This window comes from Agrobacterium sp. CNPSo 3708, from assembly GCF_028674915.1.
In the GTDB taxonomy this organism is placed as follows: Bacteria; Pseudomonadota; Alphaproteobacteria; order Rhizobiales; family Rhizobiaceae; genus Agrobacterium; species Agrobacterium cavarae.
Genome location: NZ_JAQZSF010000009.1, coordinates 105092 through 129298 on the forward strand (window position 1 = coordinate 105092; position 24207 = coordinate 129298).

The 24207-nt window shown below is 58.4% G+C and carries 27 protein-coding genes; 12 read left to right on the top strand and 15 right to left on the bottom strand.

The genetic code is table 11. From position 1 onward, the window contains the following. Window positions 1-8: 8 nt before the first annotated feature. The 3 genes from PVA19_RS19110 to PVA19_RS19120 all read right to left on the bottom strand — a co-directional run bounded on the left by PVA19_RS19110 (window position 9) and on the right by PVA19_RS19120 (window position 2167). A complete protein-coding gene (locus tag PVA19_RS19110; RefSeq protein ID WP_274103858.1) occupies window positions 9-620 on the bottom strand; it encodes a class I SAM-dependent methyltransferase in 612 nt (203 codons plus the stop codon). Window positions 621-628: 8 nt separating this feature from the next. Then, a complete protein-coding gene (blaOXA, locus tag PVA19_RS19115; RefSeq protein WP_443111650.1) occupies window positions 629-1444 on the bottom strand; it encodes a class D beta-lactamase in 816 nt (271 codons plus the stop codon). Window positions 1445-1687: 243 nt separating this feature from the next. Beyond that, the gene (locus PVA19_RS19120; RefSeq protein WP_274103860.1) at window positions 1688-2167 is read right to left on the bottom strand and encodes a YcgN family cysteine cluster protein; all 480 of its coding nucleotides are present in this window, start codon (window positions 2165-2167) and stop codon (window positions 1688-1690) included. 183 nt (window positions 2168-2350) lie between these two features. Between PVA19_RS19120 and PVA19_RS19125 the strand changes: the two genes are divergently transcribed. After that, window positions 2351-4516 (top strand): transglycosylase domain-containing protein, encoded by a 2166-nt coding sequence (locus PVA19_RS19125; RefSeq protein ID WP_274103861.1) that lies wholly within the window; start codon window positions 2351-2353, stop codon window positions 4514-4516. A gap of 228 nt (window positions 4517-4744) precedes the next feature. On the opposite strand, the gene PVA19_RS19130 is transcribed toward PVA19_RS19125, so the two are convergent. Beyond that, a complete protein-coding gene (locus tag PVA19_RS19130) occupies window positions 4745-5239 on the bottom strand; it encodes a DUF805 domain-containing protein (RefSeq protein ID WP_274103862.1) in 495 nt (164 codons plus the stop codon). A gap of 248 nt (window positions 5240-5487) precedes the next feature. On the opposite strand from PVA19_RS19130, the gene PVA19_RS19135 reads away from it, so the two are divergent. Continuing rightward, window positions 5488-5919, top strand: a complete 432-nt coding sequence (locus tag PVA19_RS19135; protein WP_111847695.1) for a DUF2231 domain-containing protein — start codon at window positions 5488-5490, stop codon at window positions 5917-5919. A 2-nt stretch (window positions 5920-5921) separates the two neighbouring features. Beyond that, on the top strand, window positions 5922-7415 hold the full coding sequence (locus PVA19_RS19140) for a PQQ-dependent sugar dehydrogenase (protein WP_274103863.1): 1494 nt from the start codon (window positions 5922-5924) through the stop codon (window positions 7413-7415). 53 nt (window positions 7416-7468) lie between these two features. Here PVA19_RS19140 and PVA19_RS19145 read toward each other — a convergent pair whose 3' ends face one another. Then, window positions 7469-7918, bottom strand: a complete 450-nt coding sequence (locus PVA19_RS19145) for a DUF1801 domain-containing protein (RefSeq protein ID WP_112952245.1) — start codon at window positions 7916-7918, stop codon at window positions 7469-7471. A 243-nt stretch (window positions 7919-8161) separates the two neighbouring features. Between PVA19_RS19145 and PVA19_RS19150 the strand changes: the two genes are divergently transcribed. The 3 genes from PVA19_RS19150 to PVA19_RS19160 all read left to right on the top strand — a co-directional run bounded on the left by PVA19_RS19150 (window position 8162) and on the right by PVA19_RS19160 (window position 10028). After that, a complete protein-coding gene (locus tag PVA19_RS19150) occupies window positions 8162-8497 on the top strand; it encodes a hypothetical protein (RefSeq protein ID WP_144621057.1) in 336 nt (111 codons plus the stop codon). Between the two features lie 399 nt (window positions 8498-8896). Further along, window positions 8897-9484 (top strand): DUF1214 domain-containing protein, encoded by a 588-nt coding sequence (locus PVA19_RS19155; RefSeq protein WP_062438163.1) that lies wholly within the window; start codon window positions 8897-8899, stop codon window positions 9482-9484. Next, window positions 9477-10028, top strand: a complete 552-nt coding sequence (locus tag PVA19_RS19160; RefSeq protein ID WP_130977748.1) for a DUF1254 domain-containing protein — start codon at window positions 9477-9479, stop codon at window positions 10026-10028. The genes PVA19_RS19155 and PVA19_RS19160 overlap by 8 nt, the downstream gene beginning before the upstream one ends. A 30-nt stretch (window positions 10029-10058) precedes the next feature. Here the strand turns inward: PVA19_RS19160 and PVA19_RS19165 are convergent, their stop codons facing one another. Next, window positions 10059-10259 (bottom strand): hypothetical protein, encoded by a 201-nt coding sequence (locus PVA19_RS19165; protein WP_130977749.1) that lies wholly within the window; start codon window positions 10257-10259, stop codon window positions 10059-10061. A gap of 637 nt (window positions 10260-10896) precedes the next feature. On the opposite strand from PVA19_RS19165, the gene PVA19_RS19170 reads away from it, so the two are divergent. Further along, the gene (locus tag PVA19_RS19170) at window positions 10897-11814 is read left to right on the top strand and encodes a DUF2336 domain-containing protein (protein WP_274103929.1); all 918 of its coding nucleotides are present in this window, start codon (window positions 10897-10899) and stop codon (window positions 11812-11814) included. A 36-nt stretch (window positions 11815-11850) separates the two neighbouring features. On the opposite strand, the gene PVA19_RS19175 is transcribed toward PVA19_RS19170, so the two are convergent. The 3 genes from PVA19_RS19175 to PVA19_RS19185 form a co-directional block, all read right to left on the bottom strand. Further along, window positions 11851-12192, bottom strand: a complete 342-nt coding sequence (locus PVA19_RS19175; RefSeq protein ID WP_112359472.1) for a DUF1491 family protein — start codon at window positions 12190-12192, stop codon at window positions 11851-11853. Between the two features lie 199 nt (window positions 12193-12391). Continuing rightward, window positions 12392-13351 carry a peptidoglycan-binding domain-containing protein gene (locus tag PVA19_RS19180; protein ID WP_274103864.1) on the bottom strand — a complete coding sequence of 320 codons (960 nt, stop codon included), beginning with the start codon at window positions 13349-13351 and terminating at the stop codon, window positions 12392-12394. Continuing rightward, on the bottom strand, window positions 13323-14843 hold the full coding sequence (locus tag PVA19_RS19185; protein WP_111847979.1) for a sensor histidine kinase: 1521 nt from the start codon (window positions 14841-14843) through the stop codon (window positions 13323-13325). Before PVA19_RS19185 ends, PVA19_RS19180 begins: the two co-directional genes overlap by 29 nt. Window positions 14844-15330: 487 nt before the next feature. On the opposite strand from PVA19_RS19185, the gene PVA19_RS19190 reads away from it, so the two are divergent. Both PVA19_RS19190 and PVA19_RS19195 read left to right on the top strand, forming a co-directional pair. Continuing rightward, window positions 15331-15741, top strand: a complete 411-nt coding sequence (locus PVA19_RS19190; RefSeq protein ID WP_274103865.1) for a DUF5330 domain-containing protein — start codon at window positions 15331-15333, stop codon at window positions 15739-15741. Window positions 15742-15952: 211 nt separating this feature from the next. Next, window positions 15953-16369: a SufE family protein gene (locus PVA19_RS19195; protein ID WP_062425787.1), complete on the top strand. Its 417-nt coding sequence runs from the start codon at window positions 15953-15955 to the stop codon at window positions 16367-16369. A gap of 33 nt (window positions 16370-16402) precedes the next feature. Here the strand turns inward: PVA19_RS19195 and PVA19_RS19200 are convergent, their stop codons facing one another. Next, a complete protein-coding gene (locus PVA19_RS19200; RefSeq protein WP_274103866.1) occupies window positions 16403-16804 on the bottom strand; it encodes a DUF930 domain-containing protein in 402 nt (133 codons plus the stop codon). 233 nt (window positions 16805-17037) lie between these two features. Here PVA19_RS19200 and PVA19_RS19205 point away from each other — a divergent pair, with 233 nt between their 5' ends. Together PVA19_RS19205 and PVA19_RS19210 are read left to right on the top strand one after the other, a co-directional pair. Then, window positions 17038-19137 (top strand): S9 family peptidase, encoded by a 2100-nt coding sequence (locus PVA19_RS19205; RefSeq protein WP_274103867.1) that lies wholly within the window; start codon window positions 17038-17040, stop codon window positions 19135-19137. A gap of 282 nt (window positions 19138-19419) precedes the next feature. Continuing rightward, window positions 19420-19704, top strand: a complete 285-nt coding sequence (locus tag PVA19_RS19210; protein ID WP_111847686.1) for a hypothetical protein — start codon at window positions 19420-19422, stop codon at window positions 19702-19704. 94 nt (window positions 19705-19798) lie between these two features. On the opposite strand, the gene dmeF is transcribed toward PVA19_RS19210, so the two are convergent. The 3 genes from dmeF to PVA19_RS19225 form a co-directional block, all read right to left on the bottom strand. Continuing rightward, a complete protein-coding gene (gene dmeF, locus PVA19_RS19215) occupies window positions 19799-20839 on the bottom strand; it encodes a CDF family Co(II)/Ni(II) efflux transporter DmeF (RefSeq protein ID WP_274103868.1) in 1041 nt (346 codons plus the stop codon). A 7-nt stretch (window positions 20840-20846) separates the two neighbouring features. Beyond that, window positions 20847-21119 carry a Ni(II)/Co(II)-sensing transcriptional repressor DmeR gene (gene dmeR, locus PVA19_RS19220; protein WP_113272125.1) on the bottom strand — a complete coding sequence of 91 codons (273 nt, stop codon included), beginning with the start codon at window positions 21117-21119 and terminating at the stop codon, window positions 20847-20849. A 105-nt stretch (window positions 21120-21224) separates the two neighbouring features. Continuing rightward, a complete protein-coding gene (locus tag PVA19_RS19225; protein ID WP_274103869.1) occupies window positions 21225-21989 on the bottom strand; it encodes a sulfite exporter TauE/SafE family protein in 765 nt (254 codons plus the stop codon). Window positions 21990-22156: 167 nt separating this feature from the next. On the opposite strand from PVA19_RS19225, the gene PVA19_RS19230 reads away from it, so the two are divergent. Beyond that, complete coding sequence (locus PVA19_RS19230; RefSeq protein WP_062425793.1) at window positions 22157-22570, top strand: MerR family transcriptional regulator; 414 nt, start codon at window positions 22157-22159, stop codon at window positions 22568-22570. Between the two features lie 57 nt (window positions 22571-22627). Here PVA19_RS19230 and PVA19_RS19235 read toward each other — a convergent pair whose 3' ends face one another. Both PVA19_RS19235 and PVA19_RS19240 read right to left on the bottom strand, forming a co-directional pair. Then, entirely contained in the window at window positions 22628-23176 is a 549-nt protein-coding gene (locus PVA19_RS19235) for a YbhB/YbcL family Raf kinase inhibitor-like protein (RefSeq protein ID WP_113272277.1), read from the bottom strand. A 98-nt stretch (window positions 23177-23274) separates the two neighbouring features. Beyond that, entirely contained in the window at window positions 23275-24090 is an 816-nt protein-coding gene (locus PVA19_RS19240; RefSeq protein WP_130977758.1) for a helix-turn-helix transcriptional regulator, read from the bottom strand. Window positions 24091-24207: the final 117 nt, after the last annotated feature.

A 24207-nucleotide genomic window follows, 5' to 3' on the forward strand; every position in this document is an offset into this window, starting at 1 on the left:
GCGAAAAGCTAACCGCCGCTACGTTTTGCCAAATAGACCGTCGCCCCACCACAGCTCTGGTCGTCGATCGCATGTGCGATGATCTGAAAGCCACCGCCAGCGAGGATCACCCGATATTCCTCAAATGCCAGGCTGGCGTGATAAAGCGGCTGGCCACGGAAACGTCCAAGCGTTTCCCGACGGTCTGGCCCCGCCGTAAACATCAAGACGGCCTCTTCCGCTGCCAGGCGCATGCATGTTTCAAGGACAATTTGCTGGTCGTCCGGCGTCAGGTGAAAGAGGCTGTGCCAGGCGATCAGGCCATCAAAGCGGCTGTCCAATCTCATATCGCGCATATCTCGGACCAGCCATTGATGGCCGGGAAAGCGCGCACGACAAAGCGAAATCAACGCTGGCGAAGCATCGATGCCAGTCACCTCGTGACCGTTTTCGATGCAGTAGCGTGCGATGGGCTCCCCGGCTCCGCAGCCAATGTCCAGTATCGAAGCCTTCGGCGGCAGATATACGAGAAACCTGTCCAGCCAATGCTTCTCCATCAGCGCGCGGCTGCGCGACCGATCAAAATCCTCAGCATATGTCTGGTACAGCGCGATGATATTGCTTGCCGCATCAGCAGACATGGCCGCTTCTACCGATGGGTGGCGTAACGCTGAATATCGCGCAGGAATTCGCCGCGCACCACCTCGCCCATTGGCTGCTCCGAGGGCTTGTCGCCCACGCGCAGGCGAACGAAGACGATGTGCTGACCTTCGCGTTCGGCCCAGCCGACGAACCAACCGAAGGGCCGATTGGGATCTGGCTTACCATCCGGCCCTTTCACGGTGCCGGTCCCGGTCATGCCATGAGCACTCCAGGCTTCCGCACCATCAAACACCGGAACGATGGCCTTGGTCTTGTTCTGCGCATCACGAGAAAAAGGCAGGTTGTTGGCCAGCAATCGGCGCATGAACCCCACCTGCTCGACCGGAGAAATTTCCAGCGAGGTGTTCACCCAGGAGTCGGTCAGCCCATTGTCCTTGCCCGGCTCTCCGGCCACGTCACCATTGCCGAAACCGAGGCGCCGGACATAGGAGACAAATTTCTCCTTGCCGAGACGTCTGGTGATTTCGCGCGAATACCAGCGGATCGACTCTTTCTGCCACGTTGTCGGATCGACTGTCTTGCGCTCCTGCGGCGCGGCATCCATGCCCTTTTGCCAGTCCCAGGCCGGATTGAACTCGTCCTGCAGAATTCCGGCGTCATAACCGATCAGCGCAAGCGGCACCTTGAAGGTAGAGGCTGGCGAGACGCGCCTGTCGCAGGCGCCCTGCTGGTTAATGACGGCACCGGTTTCCACCGATGTGACCAGCGTGCATTCAAAAGGCTGCACGGCCTGAGCGCGCGCGGGCCCGACACCGGCTACAAGAAGGCAGATCGGCGCAACAAGCGTTAAACCACGCCGCAGTCTTTCAGATGCGCTCTTCACGCTTGAGCTCCTGGTTTTGTCGCATGACGTCGTCGCAAAACCGGGTCACGTTTTTGCGCTGGCCATGCTTTTGACTTTGGCGCATGCGGGGTCCTTGATTGTCCGGCCGATTATCATAGCCGGGAACGGGCCTAAGAAAAGCAAGGTAGCGAGATACAGAGGTCATGCGGCAGGAATAGGACGGGATTTTGCACGGGCTGACGAGAGCGCACAGGTTTGTACTCAACGCGGTTTTTGCGCCTCCGGCCGCTCTCCCACCGTCAACGGCCAGTCCACCACATAGTCCTCAAAGTCATCCACATCGACGTCATTCTCATTGACCGTGCGACCACGCGCGGAAATGCCCGCAAGGTGAACGGTTTCGGGATCACCCGACACCAGATGGTGCCACCAGTAGAGATCCTGCCCGTCCCGCACCAGCGCATAGGCGCATGTCGGCGGCAACCAGCCGATCTCATCGACCAGCTTCAGATCGAGCTGGATGCAATCGGGCACGGTGGCACGGCGGTTTTCATAATCGGAACAGCGACAGCTCGTGCCATCCAGTAGCTGGCAGGCGACGGAGGTAAACACCACCTCGCCCGTATCCCAGTCTTCCAGCTTGTTGAGACAGCAGAGGCCACAGCCATCGCATAGGCTCTCCCATTCGCTGTTACTCATTTGCGCCAGCGATTTGGTTTTCCAGAACGGCGCGTCACTCATCGTTAAGATTTCCGTTTCATTTTGCATCTTCGGGCATCAAATAGGAAAGCCCGTTTTGTCGTATCGCCATAGGCTGGATTATAAGATAATTCTTAAATCCGGCGGAGTGGTGGTGAGGAATGACCCGCGCAAGCTTATCGCGTCAAGCGTTCACTCACCACATCGAACAGGAATACGTTTCAGGTGCAGGAAGACAACAACAAGAAACCGGCGCGCCGTAAACGCCATATTCTGCTTCGCATCGATTCCTGGATCGATTCGAGCCTGTGGACAGCCGCATCCCGTGTGTTCGATTTCTGGGAAGAGGTGACGATCGCCTCTCGCAAGCTGCATGTGCGCGGCTGGAAGAAATTTCTCGTCAACATGACCTGCAATGCGCTGACGGTCGGCACGGCCGGCTCCGTCGTCATGCTGGCGCTGGCGCTGCCCGCCTTCGAGGAAACCAAGAAGGACTGGCGCTATCGCGGCGACTTTGCCGTGACTTTCCTCGATCGCTACGGCAACACGATCGGCCATCGCGGCATCATTCACGAAGATTCCGTTCCAATCGACCAGATGCCGGATCACTTCATTAAGGCGGTTCTGGCAACGGAAGACCGGCGCTTCTTCGACCATTTCGGCATCGATTTCATCGGCCTTGCCCGCGCCATGAGCGAGAATGCGCGTGCCGGTGGCGTTGTCCAAGGCGGGTCGACGCTGACGCAGCAGCTTGCCAAGAACCTGTTTCTGACCAATGAGCGCTCGCTGGAGCGCAAGATCAAGGAAGCCTTCCTGGCATTGTGGCTGGAAGCCAATATGTCAAAGAAGGAAATCCTCGCGCTCTATCTTGACCGCGCCTATATGGGCGGCGGCACCTTCGGTGCGGCGGCGGCGGCGCAATTCTATTTCGGCAAGAATCTGACGGACGTCACCCTGGCGGAATCCGCCATCCTTGCCGGCCTGTTCAAGGCTCCGGCGAAATACGCGCCGCATGTAAACCTGCCGGCCGCGCGTGCGCGCGCCAACACGGTTCTTTCCAACCTCGTCCAAGGCGGCTTGATGACCGAAGGCCAGGTGGTCGGTGCACGTCGCAACCCGGCGACGGTCATCGACCGCGAAGAGGTCCAGGCACCCGATTACTTTCTCGACTGGGCGTTCGACGAAGTGCAGCGCCTGGCCAGGGACGGCAAGATCAAGGATCATACTGTGGTGGTGCGCACCACCATCGACACCGGCCTGCAACAGGCCGCAGAGCAGGCCATGGAAGGCAGCCTTCGTGAATTCGGCGAAGGCTACAAGGTCAAGCAAGGCGCGATGGTAATGATCGAGAATGGCGGCGGTATCCGCGCCATGGTCGGCGGTCGCGACTATGGTGAGAGCCAGTTCAACCGCGCAACGGCGGCCCTTCGCCAGCCGGGTTCCTCCTTCAAGGTCTACACCTATTCTGCCGCGATGGAAAAAGGCTACAAGCCGGAAACGCTGATTTCCGACGCGCCTGTCACATGGCGGGGCTGGTCGCCGCAGAATTACGGCCGCTCCTATGCCGGCAAGGTGACGCTGCAGACCGCGCTGGCGAAATCCTATAACACTGTGCCGGTGCGGCTTGCAAAGGATGTGCTCGGCACGCAGATCATCGTCGACACCGCAAAAGCCATGGGCGTTGCCACGCCGCTTCGCAGCGACAAGACCATTCCGCTCGGCACTTCTGAGTTGACGGTGCTCGATCAGGCAACGGGCTATGCCGTCTTCCCGGCGAATGGCATGCAATCGCGACGCCACGGCATCGAGCAGGTTCTCGATTACGAAGGCAAGGTGCTCTACGACTTCGATCGCGACGAACCGCCGGCGCATCGCGTGCTTTCGGAAGAAGCGACGTCCAAGATGAACCGCATGCTGGTCACTATCCCGGTGGAAGGTACCGCACGGCGTGGAGCGCTGGACAATGGCATCGTTTCCGGCGGCAAGACGGGAACGTCACAGGCCTATCGCGACGCCTGGTATGTGGGCTTCACCGGTAACTACACAACGGCGGTATGGTTCGGTAACGACGACTTCACCTCGATGAACAACATGACCGGCGGCGCCCTTCCCGCTATGACCTTCAAGCGGCTGATGGACTATGCCCATCAAGGCATGGAACTGCGTCCTATTCCAGGCATCCAGAACCCGCTGCCAACCGGCTCGCGCCCGCAACCTGCCGCCAATGGCGCTCAGGTGGCCTCAGCTGACGCCAATGCGCTTCCGGCTCTCACCCGCCCTCGCTCTCTTTCGGCAGAAGCCACACGCGTTCTTCGCGCAGTCGGCCAGCAGTTGAAGGAGGCGTCTGCGCCGACCTTGTCGCCGCAGAAGGTGGCGGATGTTGGAAACTGACGCGCAGAGCACCCGGTCACCACATTTCGATTGTCAAGACCGATAAGCCCTGTCTCACTGTTGACGGCTCGGGGATATACTTAGAACGCAATTCTCGCCCTCGAACTCTTTCCGGAAGTCCATCGCTATTGCATAGCTTAAGCAGTTTTTGAAAATGAAGAGACTTCTCCAGCCGAAGCGTAGCCGCTTCGGCGTTGGAGGATAAGCGCATTGAAGGTGACCCTGTGATTACCGGAAAGTTTCAGCTGGATCCTTACCGAGTTGCGGGCCTGTCCCTCTTTTCAATGCGGGTCCGTCGGCAGCCGGGAAGCAGTACCATATAATCAAAATCAGCCAGCCGATGGGAAAGAGAAACCAAAAAAGCTGAAGCCATCCGCTTCGATTAAGGTCGTGTAGCCGACGCGTGTTGACCGCGATTATCGGCAATAACGTTGCTAGGTACCATATGGTGCCGAGAATGTCCGATCGATCGATTAGGTCGGCCACAATCGACGTCAGGAATATGAAGAGCATTGAATACCAAAACTCTGATCGGCTCGCTCTTGATGAAAAGTTCACATAATTTTTGAAGAAACTCGATATCGCTTCTCCGAAGCTCATAGCGTATGGCAGCCCCGCAAATCGGTTAGGGCCCGCAGGCGCGCGCCTAAACACGAAGAAGAGCGGGATAGGTGCGAAAATGCCAAGCAATATCAACCAGTGCCAAAGAGAAAAACTACCCATTCAAACCCCCGGATGTAACTGAGAAACCCCGATTACGACCTACGGCTGTTCAGGCGCTAAACAAAACAATATTTCCTCCGCGTGCATCTGGATTAAACCTTTTCCACACCTAACCTAAATGACGTGACCTGCTTCCGCTTCTAACTCCCAAACTCTTGCAACCAAATCGCACCTCCAACCGTTTGCAAGAGCACAAAAGCGCCCATCGGGACTTGGGCGCTCCCCTCAATACCGGTTGGAGCCAAGACATGAGTGATGCATCCCACGGGGAAGCTTCCGCCTATCCTTTTCAGTTGCTGTTCGTGCCTTTTCCCTTTGTCTGCTTTTCGCTGACGCTTGCGACGGACATTGCCTATTGGCGCACCGCCAACCTGATGTGGTCGAATTTTTCGGCCTGGCTTCTTTTCGCGGGGCTGGTCGCTGGCGGTCTGGCAATTCTTGCCGGTCTCATAGATCTGCTGCGTCGGCGCACACGGCCGATGCGTCCGTCCTTCGTCTCCATTATTCTTTTTATCGTGATGCTGATCCTCGCCTTTATCAACAGTCTCGTTCACGCCGGTGACGGTTGGACGGCTGTGGTGCCTTACGGGCTCTTGCTTTCGGCTATCACCTTCGTGGTGTCGTTGATGGCTGTTTCCGCCTCCTCCCGCAAATATGCCCGTCTGGCCTGGAGAGTATGATCATGGTTTCCCGCATTTTCGCCCCCGCACTGCTGCTTGCAGGCGTTGCACTCATTCTGCCGGCCTGCAGCGACCAGAACGATAATTTCGATATTTCCCAGCAGATCGGCCCCGACCCTGTCCTTCCCGAGCCCTCCATGAGCCTTATCCCCGACCTGAAGGTCGCAGAGGTGGTGGGCTGGAAGGACGGTGAAATGCCGACGGTGCCGGAAGGCCTGAAGATTTCCGTCTACCAGAAGGACCTCGTCAATCCGCGCACCGTGCATACGTTGCCGAATGGCGACGTTCTGGTCGTGCAGTCGCGGGCACCGGAGGGTGGGCAATCATCGTCGCGTCCCAAGGACATCATCCGCGGCTTCATCATGTCGATTGCCCATGGCGAAACCGGTGGACCGCCGAAGGAAAGCAACATCATTACGCTGCTTCGGGACACGAACCGAGACGGCATTGTGGATGAGCGCCACGATCTTCTGAAGAAGCTCGACTCGCCGTTTGGCGTCGCCTTTGCCGACAACACGCTTTATGTCGCAACGTCCAATGAAATCCTCGCCTACCCCTATCAACCGGGTCAGACCGAAATCACCGCCGAACCGCGCATGCTGACCAAGCTTCCGGGTGGCCCGATCAATCACCACTGGACAAAGGATCTGGCGCTGAGCCCCGATGGCAAGTTCCTCTATGCCTCCGTCGGATCGAATTCGAACATCACCGAAAACGGGCTTGAGGCCGAAAAGAACCGCGCCGCTATCCTGCAGGTCGACCGCCAGACGGGTGCGTGGAAACTCTTTGCGTCCGGCTTGCGCAATCCGAACGGTCTTGCCTTCAACCCCGAAAGCAAGGAGTTGTGGGCCGTGATTAACGAGCGCGATGAGCTCGGCCCGAACCTTGTGCCCGACTACATGACCTCGGTGAAGGAAGGCGGCTTCTACGGCTGGCCGTGGAGCTATTTCGGCAACCATGTGGACGACCGCGTGCATCCCCTCCGACCGGATATGGTGGAAAAGGCAATCAAGCCGGATTACGCGCTGTCCAGCCATGTTGCTGCGCTTGGCCTCACCTTCTCGTTGAAATCCGCGCTGCCTGCCCCCTACCAGAACGGTGCCTTCATCGGCGAACATGGAAGCTGGAACAGGACGGCCTTCAACGGCTACCGCGTGACCTTCGTGCCGTTCGAAAACGGCAAGCCGGTCGGCAAGACGCAGGACGTTGTGACGGGCTTCATTCAGGGCGACAAGGCCAGAGGCCGTCCCGTCGGCGTCGGCATCGATGGCACCGGCGCGTTGCTGGTAGCAGATGATGCGGGCAATACGGTGTGGCGTGTCGCAGCCGCAGATGGCGCTGTCACACCGGCGTCGATTGCGACCGATGATGTTTCCGGCACATCGTCGGGCCCTGCCCAAGCGGGACAACCGGCAGCACCCGCTGCTCCCGCCCAGCCTGCGGCACCCGCACCTGCACAGCCCGCAGCGCCGGCACCGCCCGCCCCTGCGAATTGAGAAATATCGATGATGAGGAATGGCCGGCCACCTGATCGGGTGGCCGGCCCTTTTTATGACGTCCGCGCGGCCTTACGCCCGCGCACCTTGGCGTCGTTGAATGCAATCGCGGACCGGATCAGCGCCGAGAGCGCACCGTCATCAATGTCATCACCTTCGCGAAGGTCGATCGCACGGCGTGTCCCTCCGTCAAGCGAAGCGTTGAACAGACCAAACGGATCCTCCAGCGCCGCACCGTGAGGGAAGGTCATTTTTACGGTGGAGCGATAGGTCTCCCCGGTACAGATGATGCCGTTGCAGGCCCAAACGGGCACGCCACGCCATTTCCAGTCTTCCTCCACACGTGGATCCGCACTGCGAATAATAGATCTGATGCGCGACAGCACCTGCCCACGCCAGTCCGTCAACTCGGCAATCCGTCCGTCGATCAGCCGGGAAGCCGGAGAGCCTTCCTCATCCTCTGTCGGAGCGATGCTCACAAGGTCGGCGGCGTCCTTATTCATGCTCTTCTCCACCATCAGTATTAGGTAGCACATCCTATCACTGCAACCTTGATTTGAACTTTAGAAAACTGAAAAACACGACAAGCGCACAGAAGGCTGCAAAATATTGCGGGTCCTTCAAAGCCAAAAAAAGTCTTTACCTTCCAACGCGAAAGACAACAGCGGCAGGGGTGCGCAGCTTGAATATCCCCATCGAAGGTGCGCAATTGCTCGCGAGGGACATCTCATCTAGGGGGAACTATTATGAAGAAACTCAATCCAGTGCTCGCCGCTCTGGCAGTGTTCGTCTGTACATCCGCAATGGCACAGGCCGACGACCTGACCTTTACGCTGAAGAACGGTACCAAGTCCGTCCTGACGCGCTTTTACACATCGCCGGTTGGCGTCAATGAATGGGAAGACGACGTTTTCGGCGAGCAGGTTCTCGAACCAGGCGAAAGCATCGACATCACCATTGCCGACGGCCGCACGGTCTGTCGCTACGACATGCGTTTCGAGTTCGAAGAAGGCTCCGGCCTCGACACGACGGAAGACAGACAGGATCTCTGCAAGCTCGGTTCTTACACGATTCACGAGTAAGCGACGGCTCGGAGGGCGCTGGCCTTATCGATCAGTGCCCTACGGAATCAGCCCAAAAATCGAGAACAATTTGGGGGCGCTACCTGTCGATCCAAAGAGCGAGACACGTCCGTTTCGCGTCCAAAGGGACCTACGCGCCCTGGGAACGAAGACCGATTTAGGGTGTCGCTTGCAGAACTTTCCGAGACACGCGCTTCAAAGCCGGCGCAGATGCACGCCTGGCTCTTTTACGCAGCCAAGAGGGCGACACTTCGACCCTCCTCCACCGGAGTTTCCCAACGCCGCACATATTTCAGAACCAGAATATTCCAGTACAGGTTTGCCCATCCCTCATCCAGGGCATTTCCCCGAGTCGGAATCAATGCTAACCGTGACACTGCTCCAAATCGGGAAAGCAGTGTGTTTCGAGTTCCGTTTCTTGTCGCCATCTCGCTCGTCATTGCCTTCGGCGGTGGCATCGTTTCCACGCTTGTGGCGCTGGAAGCCACATCCGGTTTCGGGTCGATCAAGATCGGTGCGTGGAACGCGTTTCCCGAATCGCAGACGATCGAAGCGGACCCTTACGCCAAGGCGCACCGGGCGGATGCAGGCAAGCTTCTCTATGGAACGGCCGAAGGTTTGGCCTTTACCGCGGCGAATGACAGCAGCGGCCAGCGCTTGACCGGCCAGTGCCGCTATACGCTTACCGGCAACCTGCCGCCTGCTCGCTTCTGGACCATCTATGTTGCCGATCAACAGGGCAATCTTTTGGATGATGGATCTGGACGGCCGATCGCCCTGAATTCACGCAACCTTCTGCACGGCCCTGAAGGTGGTGTTTCCATTACGCTTGCGTCGACGGCAACGCCGTTCAACTGGCTTGCGGTGCCGACAAACGGCGATTTCAAGCTGGTCCTGACGCTGCTCGATACCCCGATTGCCGGAAGTGCGGGACTGATCGACATTACCATGCCGACGATCAATAAAACGGATTGCGGCAATGCTTAGGCTCACTTTGGCAATTTTCACGGGCCTGGTGGGTGCAGCTGTCCTCCACCTCGTCATCCTCTTCTCGATCCCGCATTTTTCCAACCGCGATGCCTATACGCGCGCGGAATTTCAGGCTGTGCCAAATCGTTTTCATCTGGTCGACAAGGATGGTCACCGCAAGGGTGGTCTGAGCAGCGAAGACCCTTTCATGCGGGTTGCCGTGTGTACCTATAATGTCGAAGAGAAGCCGGTCAGGCTGTCGGCCTTCGGTGCCGTGCCGTTCTGGTCGATCGCAATTTTCGACAGTGCATCCAATGAAATCTTCAGCATGAACGACCGCACATCGGCGGGGGGTGAACTGGATATTCTGATTTCCACCCCGGAGCAAAGCGGGGCCATTCGCAAGGCGGAAGTCCAAGCGCTATCGAAATCGATTTTGGTGGAAGCAAATCGCAACGAGGGCTATGCCGTTTTGCGAACGATGGTACCGCAGGCAAGCTTCCTGGAAGAAGCAGAGCGGTTTCTCGGAGAGGCTACATGCGAGCCCGCACCGCTGAAGTAGGCGCACTTCAGAGCATCATAAAAAGATCGGTCAGGCGTTGAGAGCCGTTTCGGAAGAAGCCGCCGCATTGCCCTTACGCTTTCGCGTCTTGGTTTTCTCGGCGAAGTCATAACGCTCGTAGCGCACACCGGTAAAAAACAGCAGCTGCGCTGGGCCGGCAGCGATTGCGTTCGCGTCAGCCGTTTTGTGAGGACGCCGCGTCGCCGTCGAAATCGAAATAATGTCTGCCATTGCCATCTCCTTTCACAGGCACGACGGATGTTGTTGACCGGATCGCGATGCATGACTTTCCATCCGACGATCCAGTATGTGGAAGCGCCATATCGAGCTTTTCAGCAAAAATTTCTTTTTGATCTGCGTGCCGGAGTCTTCAGGACGGCGGCATCAAGCCGATATGGAATGCCAGTACCACTTCATCGGGCATCACCAGTCCACGGACTGGGCATTAACTGAGGCTTGGACATTCGTCCGTCCCTCATAAGCGAGCTCATGTCAGAACTTTAGCACCGAATCTCGGACTTGCCCACGACATTAGAATCATCGGGAGGTTAAGCAAAGGTTAATAATAAAATGCGGCTTGCAGCCTTCACTCCAATGTTGAGGTTCATTGCGCCCCAATCCGGTTCACGCGAGAGAAACGCCAAAGTTGGCTCGCGGTTCCAGCGGGTCGAAAAATCCTTCCGTTAACAAAACAGCTGTGAATAAGCCGAAAAATCCTCTTGCCGACGCCCGTGGTTAACAGGGCGTCAACGCATTCGTTATAGTTTGAGCGCTCCTGTAGTTTTGCGTCTGGTTGGGTATTGCGTTGACAGACCGTTTTCGAGAACTGGAACGGCCAAGGGCCGAGAGGAAGAAGGACGTGGTATTGATGGCAACCGTCTCGAGTTTCGAAGGCTTGCCTTACCCGTCGAAATCAGAATTGCGACAGTTCGCAGAACTGTTCATGCCGCTGTTTTCCGCGTCCACCGCCGAAGCGAAGAGAGAAGCGATTGCGGCGTTGTCGCAGAACCCGAACGTGCCCTCGGCCGTCGCGTTCTTCATCGCCAGCCAGCCGATTTCGCTGTCCGCACCGTTTCTCGTCTCCTCGAAGGCGCTGGATGACGAGACGCTGATTGCGATTGCACGAACGCAAGGGGCTGCGCACGCTCGTACGATCGTCCGGCGCGAAGACCTCTCCCCCACTGTCGTCGATGCCCTGGTGGGCTTACGTCACTCCCGCCACGCGAACGGCTCAACGCACGAAAGTCTTCAAACCTCTACGTCTCAAGCGGCGCTGACCGAAAGCGAGGCGCGTGCCGAGCGGGAAGAGAAGCTGCGCAGGCAACTGCGCACCATGGCGCGACAGATGCACCGCCCCGTGGGCGACACGCTTGGCGTTCGCCGCCTGACCGAAGTACAGGAAGCCCTGCTTGTGCGGTTTGCACGTGAGCGCGATGCAAGCCGTTTCGCCGCCACGCTCTCGGACTCGCTGTCTGCGAGCCACTGGCTGTCGGAGCGCATCCTGCTCGATATTTCCGGTCGGCAACTGGCAACAACGCTCGTCGGCATCGGCATGGATACCGACGACGCCATCTTTATCCTGGAATGCTTCTACCCGCATATGCGCCAGCTCGTTGGCGATATCAGCCGTGCGGAATCCATGCTGGAGTCGTTGGAGACGGCCGAGTGTGAGGAGCGGATCGAAAGCTGGCGACGGGCAGATCGCTACACCACGAGCTCCGGCAGCGATGCCGACGAGCGTCGTGAAGAGCCCACTCCAGCCCACAAGCTTGTGGTGCGCCGTTAAGGTTGCTCGCCGGTTGCGGCAGAAGGTACGGGCCTGTCACCCAACGATGGTGAACAGGTCGCCGACGTTGTCGGTTTCAAGTTCGACCACCCAGAGATCGGCGTCGAAGCGACGCTCCTTTTCCAGTAGCGTCTCCACCTCCTGGGCTTGCGCTTCAGTGAGACGCCGTTCGAAGCGCCGTTCGGCCCTCACCTCCTCGTCTTCGGCGAAGCTCTGGGGTGCAGGACCATAAAGATTTTCGCGCCCATCACGCAGGCGTTGGCGGATGAAGATCGCGCCGGCCTCATCGGCCCCCTTTCGTTCGATAGCGGCGAAATCACCTGCAGCGAAGACGCGGCGCGTGAGGGCGGAAACGAAGATTTCGGATTTGAGGCGCATGGGAGAACTATAGGACCTCAGGGACAATGGGGCCATGCTTTTCTAAGCAGCGAGACTGGTCATGGTCGCCAGGTACCGAACCGTGGAGGGAAGGGTGAAAGTCCCAATGAATTGAGTATTTTGGCGTCAAGCGCTCGTCCTTTGAATCGCAAAAGGACGGCAAATCACCAAGAGGCTCAGTCAGAGATTCAACTGAGGCTCACAAGGCCCCGATAGATTTCAGCTTTTTCAGCACCGCTTCGCTCGGCTCGCCTGTTTCCGGCAGGCGATAATGCTTTTCGAAATTGCGAATGGCCTGACGGGTCTGTTCGCCGGCAACGCCATCCACTTTCACATCGGCATAGGCGATATTGACGAGGCCTTGCTGGATCTTGGAAACCAGATCCTTGCCGACCGGCTTTGCACCACTGTCGGACGTAAGAGACACATTCTGCGCTTTTGGAGGATGAACCTCCGCATTGCGAATGGCGGCTGCGACGGGATCGATCGCCACCCCGCCCCCATTGGCTGCTGCGGGTCGATCCTTCGGCAGGGCTTTGGGAATGGCGGCAACGGTTGTCGCGCTGTCGATCTTCAAGGCCGAGAGAATGCGGCTGGTCGGCTCACCTGTCTGTTCCATGCCGACCGTCTCTTCGAAGAAGAGGATGGCAGCGGTCGTGCGTGGTCCCGTCAGACCATCGGCCGGACCATCGTAGAGGCCACGGCGCGCGAGTTCGCGCTGGATTTCTGCGACGAGTTCGGACGGCGGATGGGTGCCGGCCGGCTGCGCCTGGGCTGGGGGTGCCGCTGCCCCGCCCTGCCCTGCCGGAGGCTGAGCCGCAGTCTGCTGCGTGGGTTCTGGAACATCCGTCTGGCGCTCTATGCGGAACGTCGTGACATTGCCGTGCTGGCCAAGCGTCGACGTCATGCGATACCCGGCAATGCCGTTTGGATCTTCCTCGTCACGGGTACGCAGGAACGGGGATGGATGGTGGCCGGGTTGATACCAGAGAGCATTGGCAGCGACGAAACCGAAAACGACAAGGAACGCGGTCGAGCCGCCGACCAGTTTGGGATGGCTGACAATCTGCTGGCCGAGGGCGCGTAGGGCCACGGACAGCAAACCCGGCTCCTTCCGGACCGTCTTTTTCCTAGGCGATTTTCGCTTTGGCGCGGCCATCCGCAGTGTCCTTCCTCTTCATCATGTCGGCGCCACCCGCCGTGTCTTTCAGGCGCGGCGGAAATTCCACCGGCGCATCGGCGTCTTCACAGCTGCTCAGCGGCTGGCCGGAGCCATCAGCCGGCATCAATATGGTGACGACCGTTCCCTCGCCCGGCTTGCTGGTGATGACAAGGCTTCCGCCATGCAATTCCACAAGTCCTTTGACGAGCGACAGTCCAAGCCCCGTGCCCTCATAGCGACGGGTATAATCATTCTGAACCTGCATGAACGGGCGGCCCAGAAGTTCGATCTTGTCGGCGGCAATACCGATGCCGGTATCGCTGACCGTCAGCTTGAGCATCTCGCCCTGCAGAGCCGCATCGATCACCACCACACCACCGGATTCGGTAAACTTGATGGCGTTGCTGGCAAGGTTGATCAGAACCTGCTGGATGGCGCGCTGATCGGCAACGACTTCCGTCAGATCGCGCTGGATGCGGCTTGTCAGCGTCAAGCCCTTCTGCTTCGCCTGAAGACCCAGCATGCCTTCGCAGGACGCGATAACGTCGCCGATGCGGAAAGGCTCCATCATCAATTCGTAGCGACCGGCCTCAAGCTTGCTCATATCCAGCATGGTGTTGACGACCGACAGCAGGTGACCACCCGACTGACGAATGAGTTTGACATATTCGCGCTGGCGATCATTCTCCAGTTTGCCGAAATATTCGCCGGCAAGAATATCGGAGAAGCCCAGAATAGCATTCAAAGGTGTGCGCAGTTCGTGGCTGACAGCGGCGAGAAAACGCGACTTCGCCTCCGTCGCCGTCTCTGCCTCGATCGTCCTGCGGGCCGCTTCCCGGCGCAAGGCTTCCATCTCGCTGACGTCGATAAGCTGACCGACGACGCGCACCAGCCGACCGAACTGGTCACGCTCTGCGGTCATATCCATGCGGGCATAGACGAACTGAATCTGCCGATTGACGGAGCCGGTCTCGAAACGCAGATCGACGCTGGCGTGATCCTCACCCTGGCGCAGCGTATCGAAAGCCTGCATCAAGGCGATGCGATCGGAAACATGGACCATCTCGGCGAGGATATGGCCGGCGCAGTTCTGCAGCTGAAGCGGAAACTGCCGCAGGTCGCGGCCTGATACCGCGTGAACGATGCCCTGCTCGTTGAAGAACAGCAGGAGACCTGGCACCTGCGATGCAAGCTGCTCACGGTCGATAACAGCGTCCTGAGCCTCGCGCGCGGGCTTATAGACCGTCAGGAGCACGGCGCAGGATGCCAGAAACAGGGCAACGACGAGGGCTGCACCGAGCGGCAGCGCCACGGATGCCGGCAGGACAAAGCAGATGATGGCGGGAACGATGAAGAGCGCCACAAGAGAGAAAGCAACGAGGCGGCGCAGAACGGCGATGACCGCCAAGCTTTCGCTGGCATCGTCTTCCATGCGCGATAGCCACATGCCCGCGACATGATCGACCAACGCAATCGCTTTTTCCGCTATGTTACGCAATACCAGTACACCGCATTCTAAAAGCAGCAGGCTCGAACCTGCCTTGAAACATGCCCGACAATAGGGCTCCGCGGCTTAAGGAATGGATAAAAGCAGGCGCGCCAAAGCCGCCTCCAGCGCCATCAAGTCCCATTTCGAGGCAAATCAGAAGCACTTTGTCCGTTATGGTTAATGACGGGTAAGCAGAGGATTTCCTTGTATTTTTTCGGTACCGTTAAGATTTGTGGCGGGCGTTATCGCCGCTAACGCCTGCGATTGCGCGCGCCCGCCGCAATTATGCTTAACATCGGACGCTAAAATCCGATCCAAATCACAATCGTCACCAGCGGCGGGAACAAGTCGCTAAAATTTGAATTAAATCACGCGGTTTTTTGCAAAGGGGTGGTGGTCTCTTGGCTTTAGGGTGTTTGCAAGCCCGGACAACAGGGCAACAGCGGATGATCCGAAAAGGGCGCCGGTCAAACAGGGTAGTCTTGCAATGTGGTTTCTGATCAAAGGAACAATCTGGTTTTCGCTGGTGCTGGTCGCACTGTCCTATTTTGGCGGCAACAACACCGATAGCCAGAACTCGCAAATGAACGTCGCCGGCGCGGTTTCCGCTGCCAGCGAAGCCTACCGTTATGTCAGTGCCATCTGCGTCGAAAAGCCGGACGTCTGCGTCAAGGGTGCGGAAACCTTCCATGCTCTGGGTGAGCGGGCGCGCGAAGGCGCCAAGGTCGCCTATGAGTTGATCGACTCCCATCTGAACGCGGCCGATGAACCCAAGGTCGCCCCCGCTGGCGAGGCTGTCGCCAAGGCCGAGACCGTCGCAGTCAGCGACGATATCAAGACCGGAACCATCAAGGCCGAGAACACCATTCCCCTGCCGCAGAAGCGGCCCGCGCTCTGACGATAGAGAGAACCGATCAAGCCTAACGAATTCGAGAGATCCTCTCACAACCCCTTGTGGCTCATCCCGCTATAGATGAGCCGCCTGACTGCCCGACTCCTGATGCCCTGCCCGAAGCCCATGCTTCGCCGCAGGGCTTTTTTCTTGGGGTGGCGGTTCAATTCCCTTCGCCATTGCCCTATATCGGGGCAGCAACATGGATGGCAGGCAAATGGCTTCTCTCGACAAGATCATGGACGACTTCTCCTTCCTGGACGATTGGGAGGATCGCTACCGCTACGTGATCGAACTGGGAAAGGAACTGCCGGATCTGGCGGACGAGAAGAAGACCGCAGAGAACAAGGTCCAGGGCTGCGCCAGCCAGGTCTGGGTCGTAAGCCACAGCGATGGCGGACCTGACCCGATATTGACCTTCGAGGGCGATTCGGACGCGCACATCGTGCGCGGGCTGGTGGCTATCGTGCTCGCCACCTATTCAGGCAAAAAGGCCTCGGAAATTGCCGCCCTCGACGCCATCGAAGTGTTTGGCAAGATCGGTCTGGTCGAACATCTCTCCTCTCAGCGCGCCAACGGCCTTCGTTCGATGGTCAATCGCATCCGCGAGGAAGCGCGGCTGCTGGCCGCCTGATCGCGGCGGGCAAAGCCGCCGCTCTCATTGTTCTCAATCGTAGAGATAGTGCTTCGCCCACTGCGATTCCGGCACCTTGTCGCCCACCTTGTAATCGAAGTTGCGGATGCCGAGTGTGGTCGGCGCTACCTGGCATTTGTATCTGAGGCGGTACCATTCGCCACCACTGCGGAAGACCGCGCCGGGAGCCTTGATCGAATCCTTGGCGACGTCGGGATCGCCAAAGGCATAGGCAATCACCTTGTCGGGCTTCATGCCTTTCTGCTCCTTGGCAATGCGCTCCATCGCTTCGATATCGCACCGTTGTTCCAGGCGCTCCTCAGGCGCAAGCTGGTTCAACTGTCTTATGACATTTGCATCGATGGCGTAGGACGGAAGCGAGAACGAGAGGACGGAAGAGGCGGTCAAAAGGGCGATCAATAGAGGCTTTTGCATCGGATTTAATGAGGCTTTCTCAAGTCTTCTTGGCATTCTTCGGGCGGGGAAACGCCTGCCGCATCTCCTCGAAGCAGCAGGCGATGGCGTCGTCTACCGCCAGAATGTGATCGAAACCCGACGAAAATGTGCCCTGCTGATATTCCGTCGGGGACAATGAAACTTGATAGCGCCGCAGGGGCACTTTACATCATGAAAACGCAGAGTGATTTTCCTATGAAAGCGAGTTTGTCTTGACCATTTTCAAGAACCTGCCCACCCCGCCCCATGCACAGAAGAAGCCGGTGACCGATACGCATCACGGCATCACGCGCACGGATGATTACGCCTGGTTGCGGGCAGATAACTGGCAGGCGATGTTCAAGGACCCTTCCCTGCTCGACCCCGCCATCCGCACCCATCTGGAAGCGGAAAACGCCTATATGGAAGCCGCGATGGCGGATACGAAGCCGCTTCAGGAAAAGCTCTTCGAAGAAATGAAGGGCCGCATCAAGCAGGACGATTCCTCGGTTCCGGTCAATGACGGGCCCTATGCCTACGGCACGCTGTTCGTGACCGGCGGTGAGCAGCCGCATTACTTCCGCACCCCGCGCGATGGCGGCGAGAAGCATGTCCTGCTCGACGGCGACAAGGAAGCGGAAGGCAAGGACTATTTCCGTCTCGGCGGACTCGATCAATCTTCCGATCACAGCCGCGGTATCTGGAGCTATGACGACAAGGGCTCCGAATTTTACACGCTGCGCATCCGCGATCTTGCGACCGGCGTCGATCTCGATGATGTCGTTGAAAACACCGGCGGCGGCGGTGCCTGGGCACCTGACGGCAAGAGCTTCTTCTACACACTTCAGGATGAAAACCACCGCCCGTCCAAGGTCTTCCACCACATTGTCGGACAGCCGCAATCGTCCGACAGGCTGGTTTACGAAGAAAAGGATCCGGGCTTCTTCATGGGCGTCGGCGCCTCGGTTCTCGATGACTTCATTTTCATCGATATCCACGATCACGAGACCAGCGAGTACCGCATCCTTTCCACCAAGTATCTGATGGCGGAGCCGCAGATCGTGGCCGAGCGCGAGGAAGGCATCGAATATTCGATGGCGGAAGGCGGCAATGTCTTCTTCATTCTTACCAATGATGGAGACGCCAAGGATTTTCGGATTGTCGAAGCCCCGGTGGAAGCGCCGGGCAAGGAAAACTGGAAAGAGGTCGTGCCGCATGAGCCGGGCCGGCTCATTCTCTCCGTCGATGCCTATGCCCGCCATCTGCTCTGGCTGGAGCGCCGGGACGGCCTGCCGCGTATCGTCATTCGCGATCGCTCCACCGGTGAAGAACATGCGATCGCCTTCGCAGAGGAAGCCTATTCGCTCGGGCTGCATGGCGCTGCCGAATATGACACCGACGTCATCCGCTTCAGCTATTCATCCATGACGACGCCAAGCCAGTTGTTCGACTACAATATGGTGACGCGCGAGCGCACGCTTCTGAAAACCCAGGAGGTTCCATCCGGCCATAACCCGGACGACTATGTGACACGGCGCGTCATGGCGCCTTCGCATGACGGTGCACTGGTGCCGGTGTCGCTGCTTTACCGCAAGGACACGCCACTCGACGGTTCCGCGCCTTGCCTGCTCTATGGTTACGGCGCCTATGGCATCACCATTCCGGCCTCCTTCAGCACCAACAACCTGTCGCTTGCCGATCGCGGCTTCATCTATGCGGTCGCGCATATACGCGGCGGCAAGGACAAGGGGTTCGAGTGGTATGAAACCGGCAAGATGGAGCACAAGCAAAACACCTTCAAGGACTTCATCGCTGCCGCAGACCATCTGGTGAAGGAGGGCTTCACGTCCTATAGCAGCATTATCGCCGAAGGCGGATCTGCCGGCGGCATGCTGATGGGAGCTGTCGCGAATATGGCGCCGGAGAAATTCGCCGGCATCATTGCCGCCGTTCCCTTCGTCGACGTGCTGACCACGATGCTCGACGACACGTTGCCGCTGACGCCGCCGGAATGGCCGGAATGGGGCAATCCGCTGGAGTCCGAAGAAGAGTATCAGTGGATTGCTGCTTACTCGCCCTATGACAATGTCGGTGCCAAGCCATACCCGCCTCTCCTTGCGATCTCCGGCCTGACGGACCCGCGGGTGACCTATTGGGAGCCGACAAAGTGGGTGGCAAAGCTGCGTGAGAAGACCACCGGCGACGCGCCAATCCTGCTCAAGACGAATATGGCCGCAGGTCATGGCGGCAAGTCCGGCCGCTTCCAACGGCTTGAGGAGATCGCCTTCGAATATGCCTTCGCGCTGAAAGTCGCTGGCAAGGACCAAGTCTAAGGCCATTCAGCCATTTTAGAGAGATAGGCGGTGCGCTTGGGCGCACCGCTGATTCTGCCCATTCTCAAAGTGATTCCCCGCGTAATGCAGGTTCGAACGGCGTCTGATCGTCAAAGAATCGGCATTTGCGGGGTTTTTGTTATTTTGCAAGCCCCTAAAGTGCAAAAACGAAGCAGGGGTTTGCCCCCTGTCAAGCGCCGTCAACGCATTCGAACAACGCGCAGCAAGCTTCGCGCAAGCTTCAGCGGTTAAAAAACCGTTAACAGCTTGGTGAGGCTAACGATGAACATCGACAACAACATTGGCGGAGCGCCCTATCAAAGTCGCTCACAACCTATTGAGAAAGTGCAAACAGACGCCGCTGTCTCAGAGGTTTCTTCGCCTGCCTTTTCCGGCAGCACGATTTCCTTCGTCAACGCCCTGCAAGCGGGCGCGCTGGCAAGCGTGCTCTGGACCGTCAACCGCGACGCGGTGAAAGAGGCTGCGGCGGCGCCATCGACCGTGTCACAGGGACCTTCAGAAGCCGCTGATGCAGCATGGGTCTATCAGGCCTACACGGAACACTGAAACCGCCGGACGCTTCCGGCGGCGCTCACTCTACGGGCTGTCGCGACTTCAGGCGAAGCCCCGAGCCATTGCAAGAGCGCGTTTCGCGCGTCGATCACGCAGCTGCGTTGATCTCGACGGTCACATGAGACAATTCTTCAATCTCTAAAAGCTTTTCCCGATAGGCTGCAGCTGGTGTCTCGCCTCTCGTGGACAAGGACACGATGGCCGCGTGATGGCCTGGGCCGACTTGCCAGACATGTAAGTCGGTAATGCTTTCTTCGCCCGTTTCGACCACGCCGCGAATTTTCGCCACGAGTGAGCGCTGCTGCGGCATCGCATCCACCAACACTGCACCCGTGCTGCGAAGCAGCCCCCAGGACCAGCGGGCAATGACGATACCGCCGACAATGCCCATGGCCGGATCGAGGAAGGTCCAGCCGTTCCATTTGCCGAGAACAAGAGCCACGATGGCCAGCACCGAGGTCAAGGCATCTGCCACCACGTGCAGATAGGCGGCGCGCAGGTTGTTGTCGCGGCTCCCATGGTGCGCGTGCGATCCATGGGAATCCGAGTGATGAGCGTGGGTGCCATGATGGTGGGCGTGGCTTTCATGCGGATGGTCATGATCCTCGGGATCATCGTGATAATGCCAGTGATGATGTCCATGGTGATGTCCATGGTGATGGTGATCGTCCTTGAGGAGCAAGGCGCTGACGATGTTGACGACCAGACCGATCACCGCAACGATGATCGCCTGGTTGAAGTCGATCTCCACCGGCGAGACGAAGCGCAGAGCGCTCTCCCAGGCAATCAGCAGCGCGACGACGCCCAGTACGACGGCACTGGCAAAACCGGCGAGATCACCAAACTTTCCCGTACCGAAGGTGAAGCGCGGATCATGCGCGTGCTTGCGGGCATAAAGATAGGCAAGCGCCGAAATCAGCATCGCGCCCGCATGGGTCGACATATGCCAGCCATCGGCTGTCAGCGCCATGGAGCCGAACCAGTGACCTGCTGCGATCTCCACAACCATCATGACAGTAGTCAGAGCAATGACCATCCAGACGCGTCGTTCGTTGCGCTCGTGATCGGTCCCTAAGAAAACGTGGCTATGCGTGCCATCCGCGTGGCTATGTTCCATCGTTGCCATCATCGTCACCTTATCGAATGTAGGTTTTGAGAACCTGCGCCAGCTCTTCTGCAGCCTTGGCGCGTTCCTCGTCATTTTCCGCATGCAGCACATGCTCGTGCAGATGCTCCTGCATCACTTCGCCCGTCAGGCCAGAGAGCGCGCCGCGAACAGAGGCGAGGAGTTGCAGAACATCGCCACAGGGCTTGCCGCCCTCCAGCGCCCGTTCCACCGCTTCCATCTGACCCTTCATGCGCCGTATACGCGCCAAAAGCTTATCCTTGTCGCGGATCGTATGGGACATCTGCTCGTTCTCCCGATAGTATAGGGGGGTATACTATTCTCTCTTTGGGCAAACGGCAAGTCCCTATGCTGCTTGAGAAGATGCAGATGGTGGCAGAGCGTTCGATCAGCCTTTCAGCGCATCAAAGAGCGGCATGCTGATGAGGGCTGCGGTTGCAATCATCCCATAGCAGATGCGGCGAAAGGTCTTCTCTTCGGCAAGGCCGAACATTCGACTGCCGAGCCACACACCAAGGCCGTAGACCGGGGCGACCAGAACCGCTAACCCCAAGAGCTTCACCGTGATGAGATCATTCCACAGATAGGCCGTGGCATTGAGCACCGTGGAGATCGCAAAGTAGAGAATGATATTGGCCCGAACGATGACCGCCGGCACAGCCCCACCCAACCAATAGGCGACGACCGGCGGCCCGCCGATCTGCGCCACGCCGGAAAACACGCCTGCGATCAGTCCGACGACCGCCGTCAGAATTGCCTTTGGCCGGTCCCTATAGCGCCAACCGGACATCAGAAGCGACAAGAGCACAACAACGATGGCGACGATGGCCCAACGGATGGTGACGGGATCGAGTGTCATCAGGAGGTGGACGCCAATTGGTACGCCGATGATGGCGCCGACCGCCATGGTGAGGACGTCGCGTCGATCCGCCCGACGGACTGCCCCCGGTATCATGCCGAGCGTCATCACCCCATCGACCACAAGGAGAAGCGGAACGGCAATCTGCGGGCCCATAACCGAACTGGCGAGCGGCACGAAGATCAGCGCCGCGCCGAAGCCGGAAAAACCGCGCGCGAGGCCTGCGCTCAAAGCGACGAGCACCAGAAATGCCAGGGCGGAAATGGAAAGATCGGTCGATAAGATACTGGGCATGACGGTGATCATTAAAGGGAGGCGTTGTCGTTTGCGTCATACTCCATCAGCGCCCGTCAATAGCCAACTGCTTTTCTCGAATGCCTGACGGCGGAGACGGCAAAACAATTGCGTTCCCACTGTCTGAAACCTATATCTCTACAAGCTATAGCTATGAGGATGAGGCCATGTATTCCATCGGCGATTTATCGAAACGGACAGGCGTGAAAGTCCCGACCATTCGCTACTACGAGCAAATGGGGCTGCTTAACGAAGCCGATCGCTCCGAGGGCAATCAGCGCCGGTATGAAAAGACCGATCTGGAACGTCTCGCTTTCGTGCGGCACGCCCGCGATCTCGGTCTCAACATCGACGCGATCCGTGAATTGATCGCGCTCAGCCAGCACCGCGAAATGCCGTGCGCGGGTGCGGACCGCATTGCCGCCGATCATCTCGCGACAGTGCGGGAAAAGATCGCCAAGCTGAAGAAGCTGGAGCACGAGCTGGAGCGGATCGTCTCCCACTGCGACGGACACTCGATCGAAGATTGCTATGTCATCCGGGCGCTGTCGGATCATGGTCTGTGCGATCACGATCATTGAGACGTCATGCCGGGAGAGGATAGTCACCAGCGCCAGCGACTATCCTCTGCTGCGCCCTTAGCGGTTATAGACCGCTGTGATCTTTGCCGTGGCAAGGGTGTTGGCGCCAATCATGAACCCCGCAAGCGCGTTGCTGGCATTGTCCGGAAGGTCCAGATGCTCCGTGCCAAGCGCATGGACGGTGAAGATGTAGCGGTGGACTTCACCGGGCGGCGGGCATGCCCCGCCAAAACCGGCTACACCATAATCATTGCGGATTTCCAAGGCTCCTGCGGGCAGCTTCTTGTCGCCGCTTGCACCAAGTTCGAGCGACGTTTGCGCTGCGTGGATATTCACCACAGTCCAGTGCCACCAGCCCGAGCCTGTCGGCGCATCCGGATCGTAGGCCGTGATGGCAAAGCTCTTCGTGCCAGCCGGCGCGCCAGACCAGGATAGCTGCGGCGACTGATTTCCGCCCTCGCAGCCGAAGCCCTTGAACACGAAGTTAGACGTAAGTTGCTGCCCCTCGGCAATCGAAGTGCTCGACAGTTTGAAGTCCGCGGCGCTTGCTGTCGTGGCGGTCAGAAGCGCCATAATGACGCCGGTCGCAACGTTCTTTTTCAGCATGATGAGGTGTCCTTTCCAGACGTTGATCATGCTCAAAGACATAGACCTGCCAGGAATTTCGAGCTTCCGGCTCGCGATCAAAGACTATCGAAAAACGATCAGAATTCGGCTGTGCGGATAGAGCGTGGCTTAAGACCGAATCTCTTGCGGAAGGCCTCGGAGAAATGCGAGGGCGTCTTGAAGCCGCACTCCAACGCGATACTGGAGATCGGCGTATCCGTTGATTGCAGCATCCCTAGCCCCTTCTCCAGCCTCGTGTTCAACAGGATCTGCGAAAATCCCGGACCGGATTTCGCCAGCCACCGCCGAAAACTGGCTTCACTCATGGCAAAATGACGCGCGACGTCTTCCACCCGCCAAGGCTGGCTGATGTCGGTCTCTATCAGCCGCCGCACCTTGTTCAAGGGTTGATCTTCCCCTCGCCGCGGCAGATGGATACCGTGATGGCGGAGCCAGACCAACGGCTCCAGAACCCGATGGCGCTTGACCGACAAGGGTAGAGTGTCATCATGCAAAGCCTGCCGCGTGACCTCCACCACATCATAGTCAGCGCTTGCTGCCTCGCGAACGATCTGGACACCAGGCGAGCCTGACGCCCGCGGTGGACCGGCGAAGACCGCATCAATCAGTTCATGATCGAAATAGATGCCTGTCGCCCGATAATTCGCAGCGCTGACAGGACGGTTTTCCAAGGTGACGATAGAACCGGAGGGGAAAATCAGGAGGTCACCCGCCTCGCCCACGAACTCGCCATTCACAGGACAGACGACCCTTTTGCTCCCGGCGCAGATGAAGCACAGGAAGGTCACGCCGATGAACAGATCCGTAAATGTCGCGGCCGTGGCTTGGGTAATGGGAAAAATCGAGACGCCCGTGCCCTGAAAACCCACTTGCTCTGCGGATTGCGCCGTCATCGATGCTTTTGTCCCTGCCATTGACTTATCGAGCGCAAGAGCACGCCGCGCAGACACATAGCGGACTGAGGACGACCGATGTCAATGCGCCGCTTGCCCTCGTGGCAGGTATCGAGA

Excerpts from the sequence above, each read along its gene's own strand:
- PVA19_RS19135 (WP_111847695.1), top strand. The coding sequence starts at position 5,488 with ATGAGTGATGCATCCCACGGGGAAGCTTCCGCCTATCCTTTTCAGTTG.
- PVA19_RS19225 (WP_274103869.1), bottom strand. The coding sequence starts at position 21,989 with ATGCCCAGTATCTTATCGACCGATCTTTCCATTTCCGCCCTGGCATTT.
- PVA19_RS19145 (WP_112952245.1), bottom strand. The coding sequence starts at position 7,918 with ATGAATAAGGACGCCGCCGACCTTGTGAGCATCGCTCCGACAGAGGAT.
- PVA19_RS19210 (WP_111847686.1), top strand. The coding sequence starts at position 19,420 with ATGAACATCGACAACAACATTGGCGGAGCGCCCTATCAAAGTCGCTCA.
- PVA19_RS19160 (WP_130977748.1), top strand. The coding sequence starts at position 9,477 with ATGCTTAGGCTCACTTTGGCAATTTTCACGGGCCTGGTGGGTGCAGCT.
- PVA19_RS19170 (WP_274103929.1), top strand. The coding sequence starts at position 10,897 with ATGGCAACCGTCTCGAGTTTCGAAGGCTTGCCTTACCCGTCGAAATCA.
- PVA19_RS19180 (WP_274103864.1), bottom strand. The coding sequence starts at position 13,351 with ATGGCCGCGCCAAAGCGAAAATCGCCTAGGAAAAAGACGGTCCGGAAG.
- PVA19_RS19240 (WP_130977758.1), bottom strand. The coding sequence starts at position 24,090 with ATGACGGCGCAATCCGCAGAGCAAGTGGGTTTTCAGGGCACGGGCGTC.
- PVA19_RS19175 (WP_112359472.1), bottom strand. The coding sequence starts at position 12,192 with ATGCGCCTCAAATCCGAAATCTTCGTTTCCGCCCTCACGCGCCGCGTC.
- PVA19_RS19165 (WP_130977749.1), bottom strand. The coding sequence starts at position 10,259 with ATGGCAGACATTATTTCGATTTCGACGGCGACGCGGCGTCCTCACAAA.
- dmeR (WP_113272125.1), bottom strand. The coding sequence starts at position 21,119 with ATGTCCCATACGATCCGCGACAAGGATAAGCTTTTGGCGCGTATACGG.
- PVA19_RS19230 (WP_062425793.1), top strand. The coding sequence starts at position 22,157 with ATGTATTCCATCGGCGATTTATCGAAACGGACAGGCGTGAAAGTCCCG.
- dmeF (WP_274103868.1), bottom strand. The coding sequence starts at position 20,839 with ATGATGGCAACGATGGAACATAGCCACGCGGATGGCACGCATAGCCAC.
- PVA19_RS19195 (WP_062425787.1), top strand. The coding sequence starts at position 15,953 with ATGGCTTCTCTCGACAAGATCATGGACGACTTCTCCTTCCTGGACGAT.
- PVA19_RS19130 (WP_274103862.1), bottom strand. The coding sequence starts at position 5,239 with ATGGGTAGTTTTTCTCTTTGGCACTGGTTGATATTGCTTGGCATTTTC.
- PVA19_RS19235 (WP_113272277.1), bottom strand. The coding sequence starts at position 23,176 with ATGCTGAAAAAGAACGTTGCGACCGGCGTCATTATGGCGCTTCTGACC.
- PVA19_RS19120 (WP_274103860.1), bottom strand. The coding sequence starts at position 2,167 with ATGAGTGACGCGCCGTTCTGGAAAACCAAATCGCTGGCGCAAATGAGT.
- PVA19_RS19150 (WP_144621057.1), top strand. The coding sequence starts at position 8,162 with ATGAAGAAACTCAATCCAGTGCTCGCCGCTCTGGCAGTGTTCGTCTGT.
- PVA19_RS19140 (WP_274103863.1), top strand. The coding sequence starts at position 5,922 with ATGGTTTCCCGCATTTTCGCCCCCGCACTGCTGCTTGCAGGCGTTGCA.
- PVA19_RS19200 (WP_274103866.1), bottom strand. The coding sequence starts at position 16,804 with ATGCAAAAGCCTCTATTGATCGCCCTTTTGACCGCCTCTTCCGTCCTC.
- PVA19_RS19110 (WP_274103858.1), bottom strand. The coding sequence starts at position 620 with ATGTCTGCTGATGCGGCAAGCAATATCATCGCGCTGTACCAGACATAT.
- PVA19_RS19190 (WP_274103865.1), top strand. The coding sequence starts at position 15,331 with ATGTGGTTTCTGATCAAAGGAACAATCTGGTTTTCGCTGGTGCTGGTC.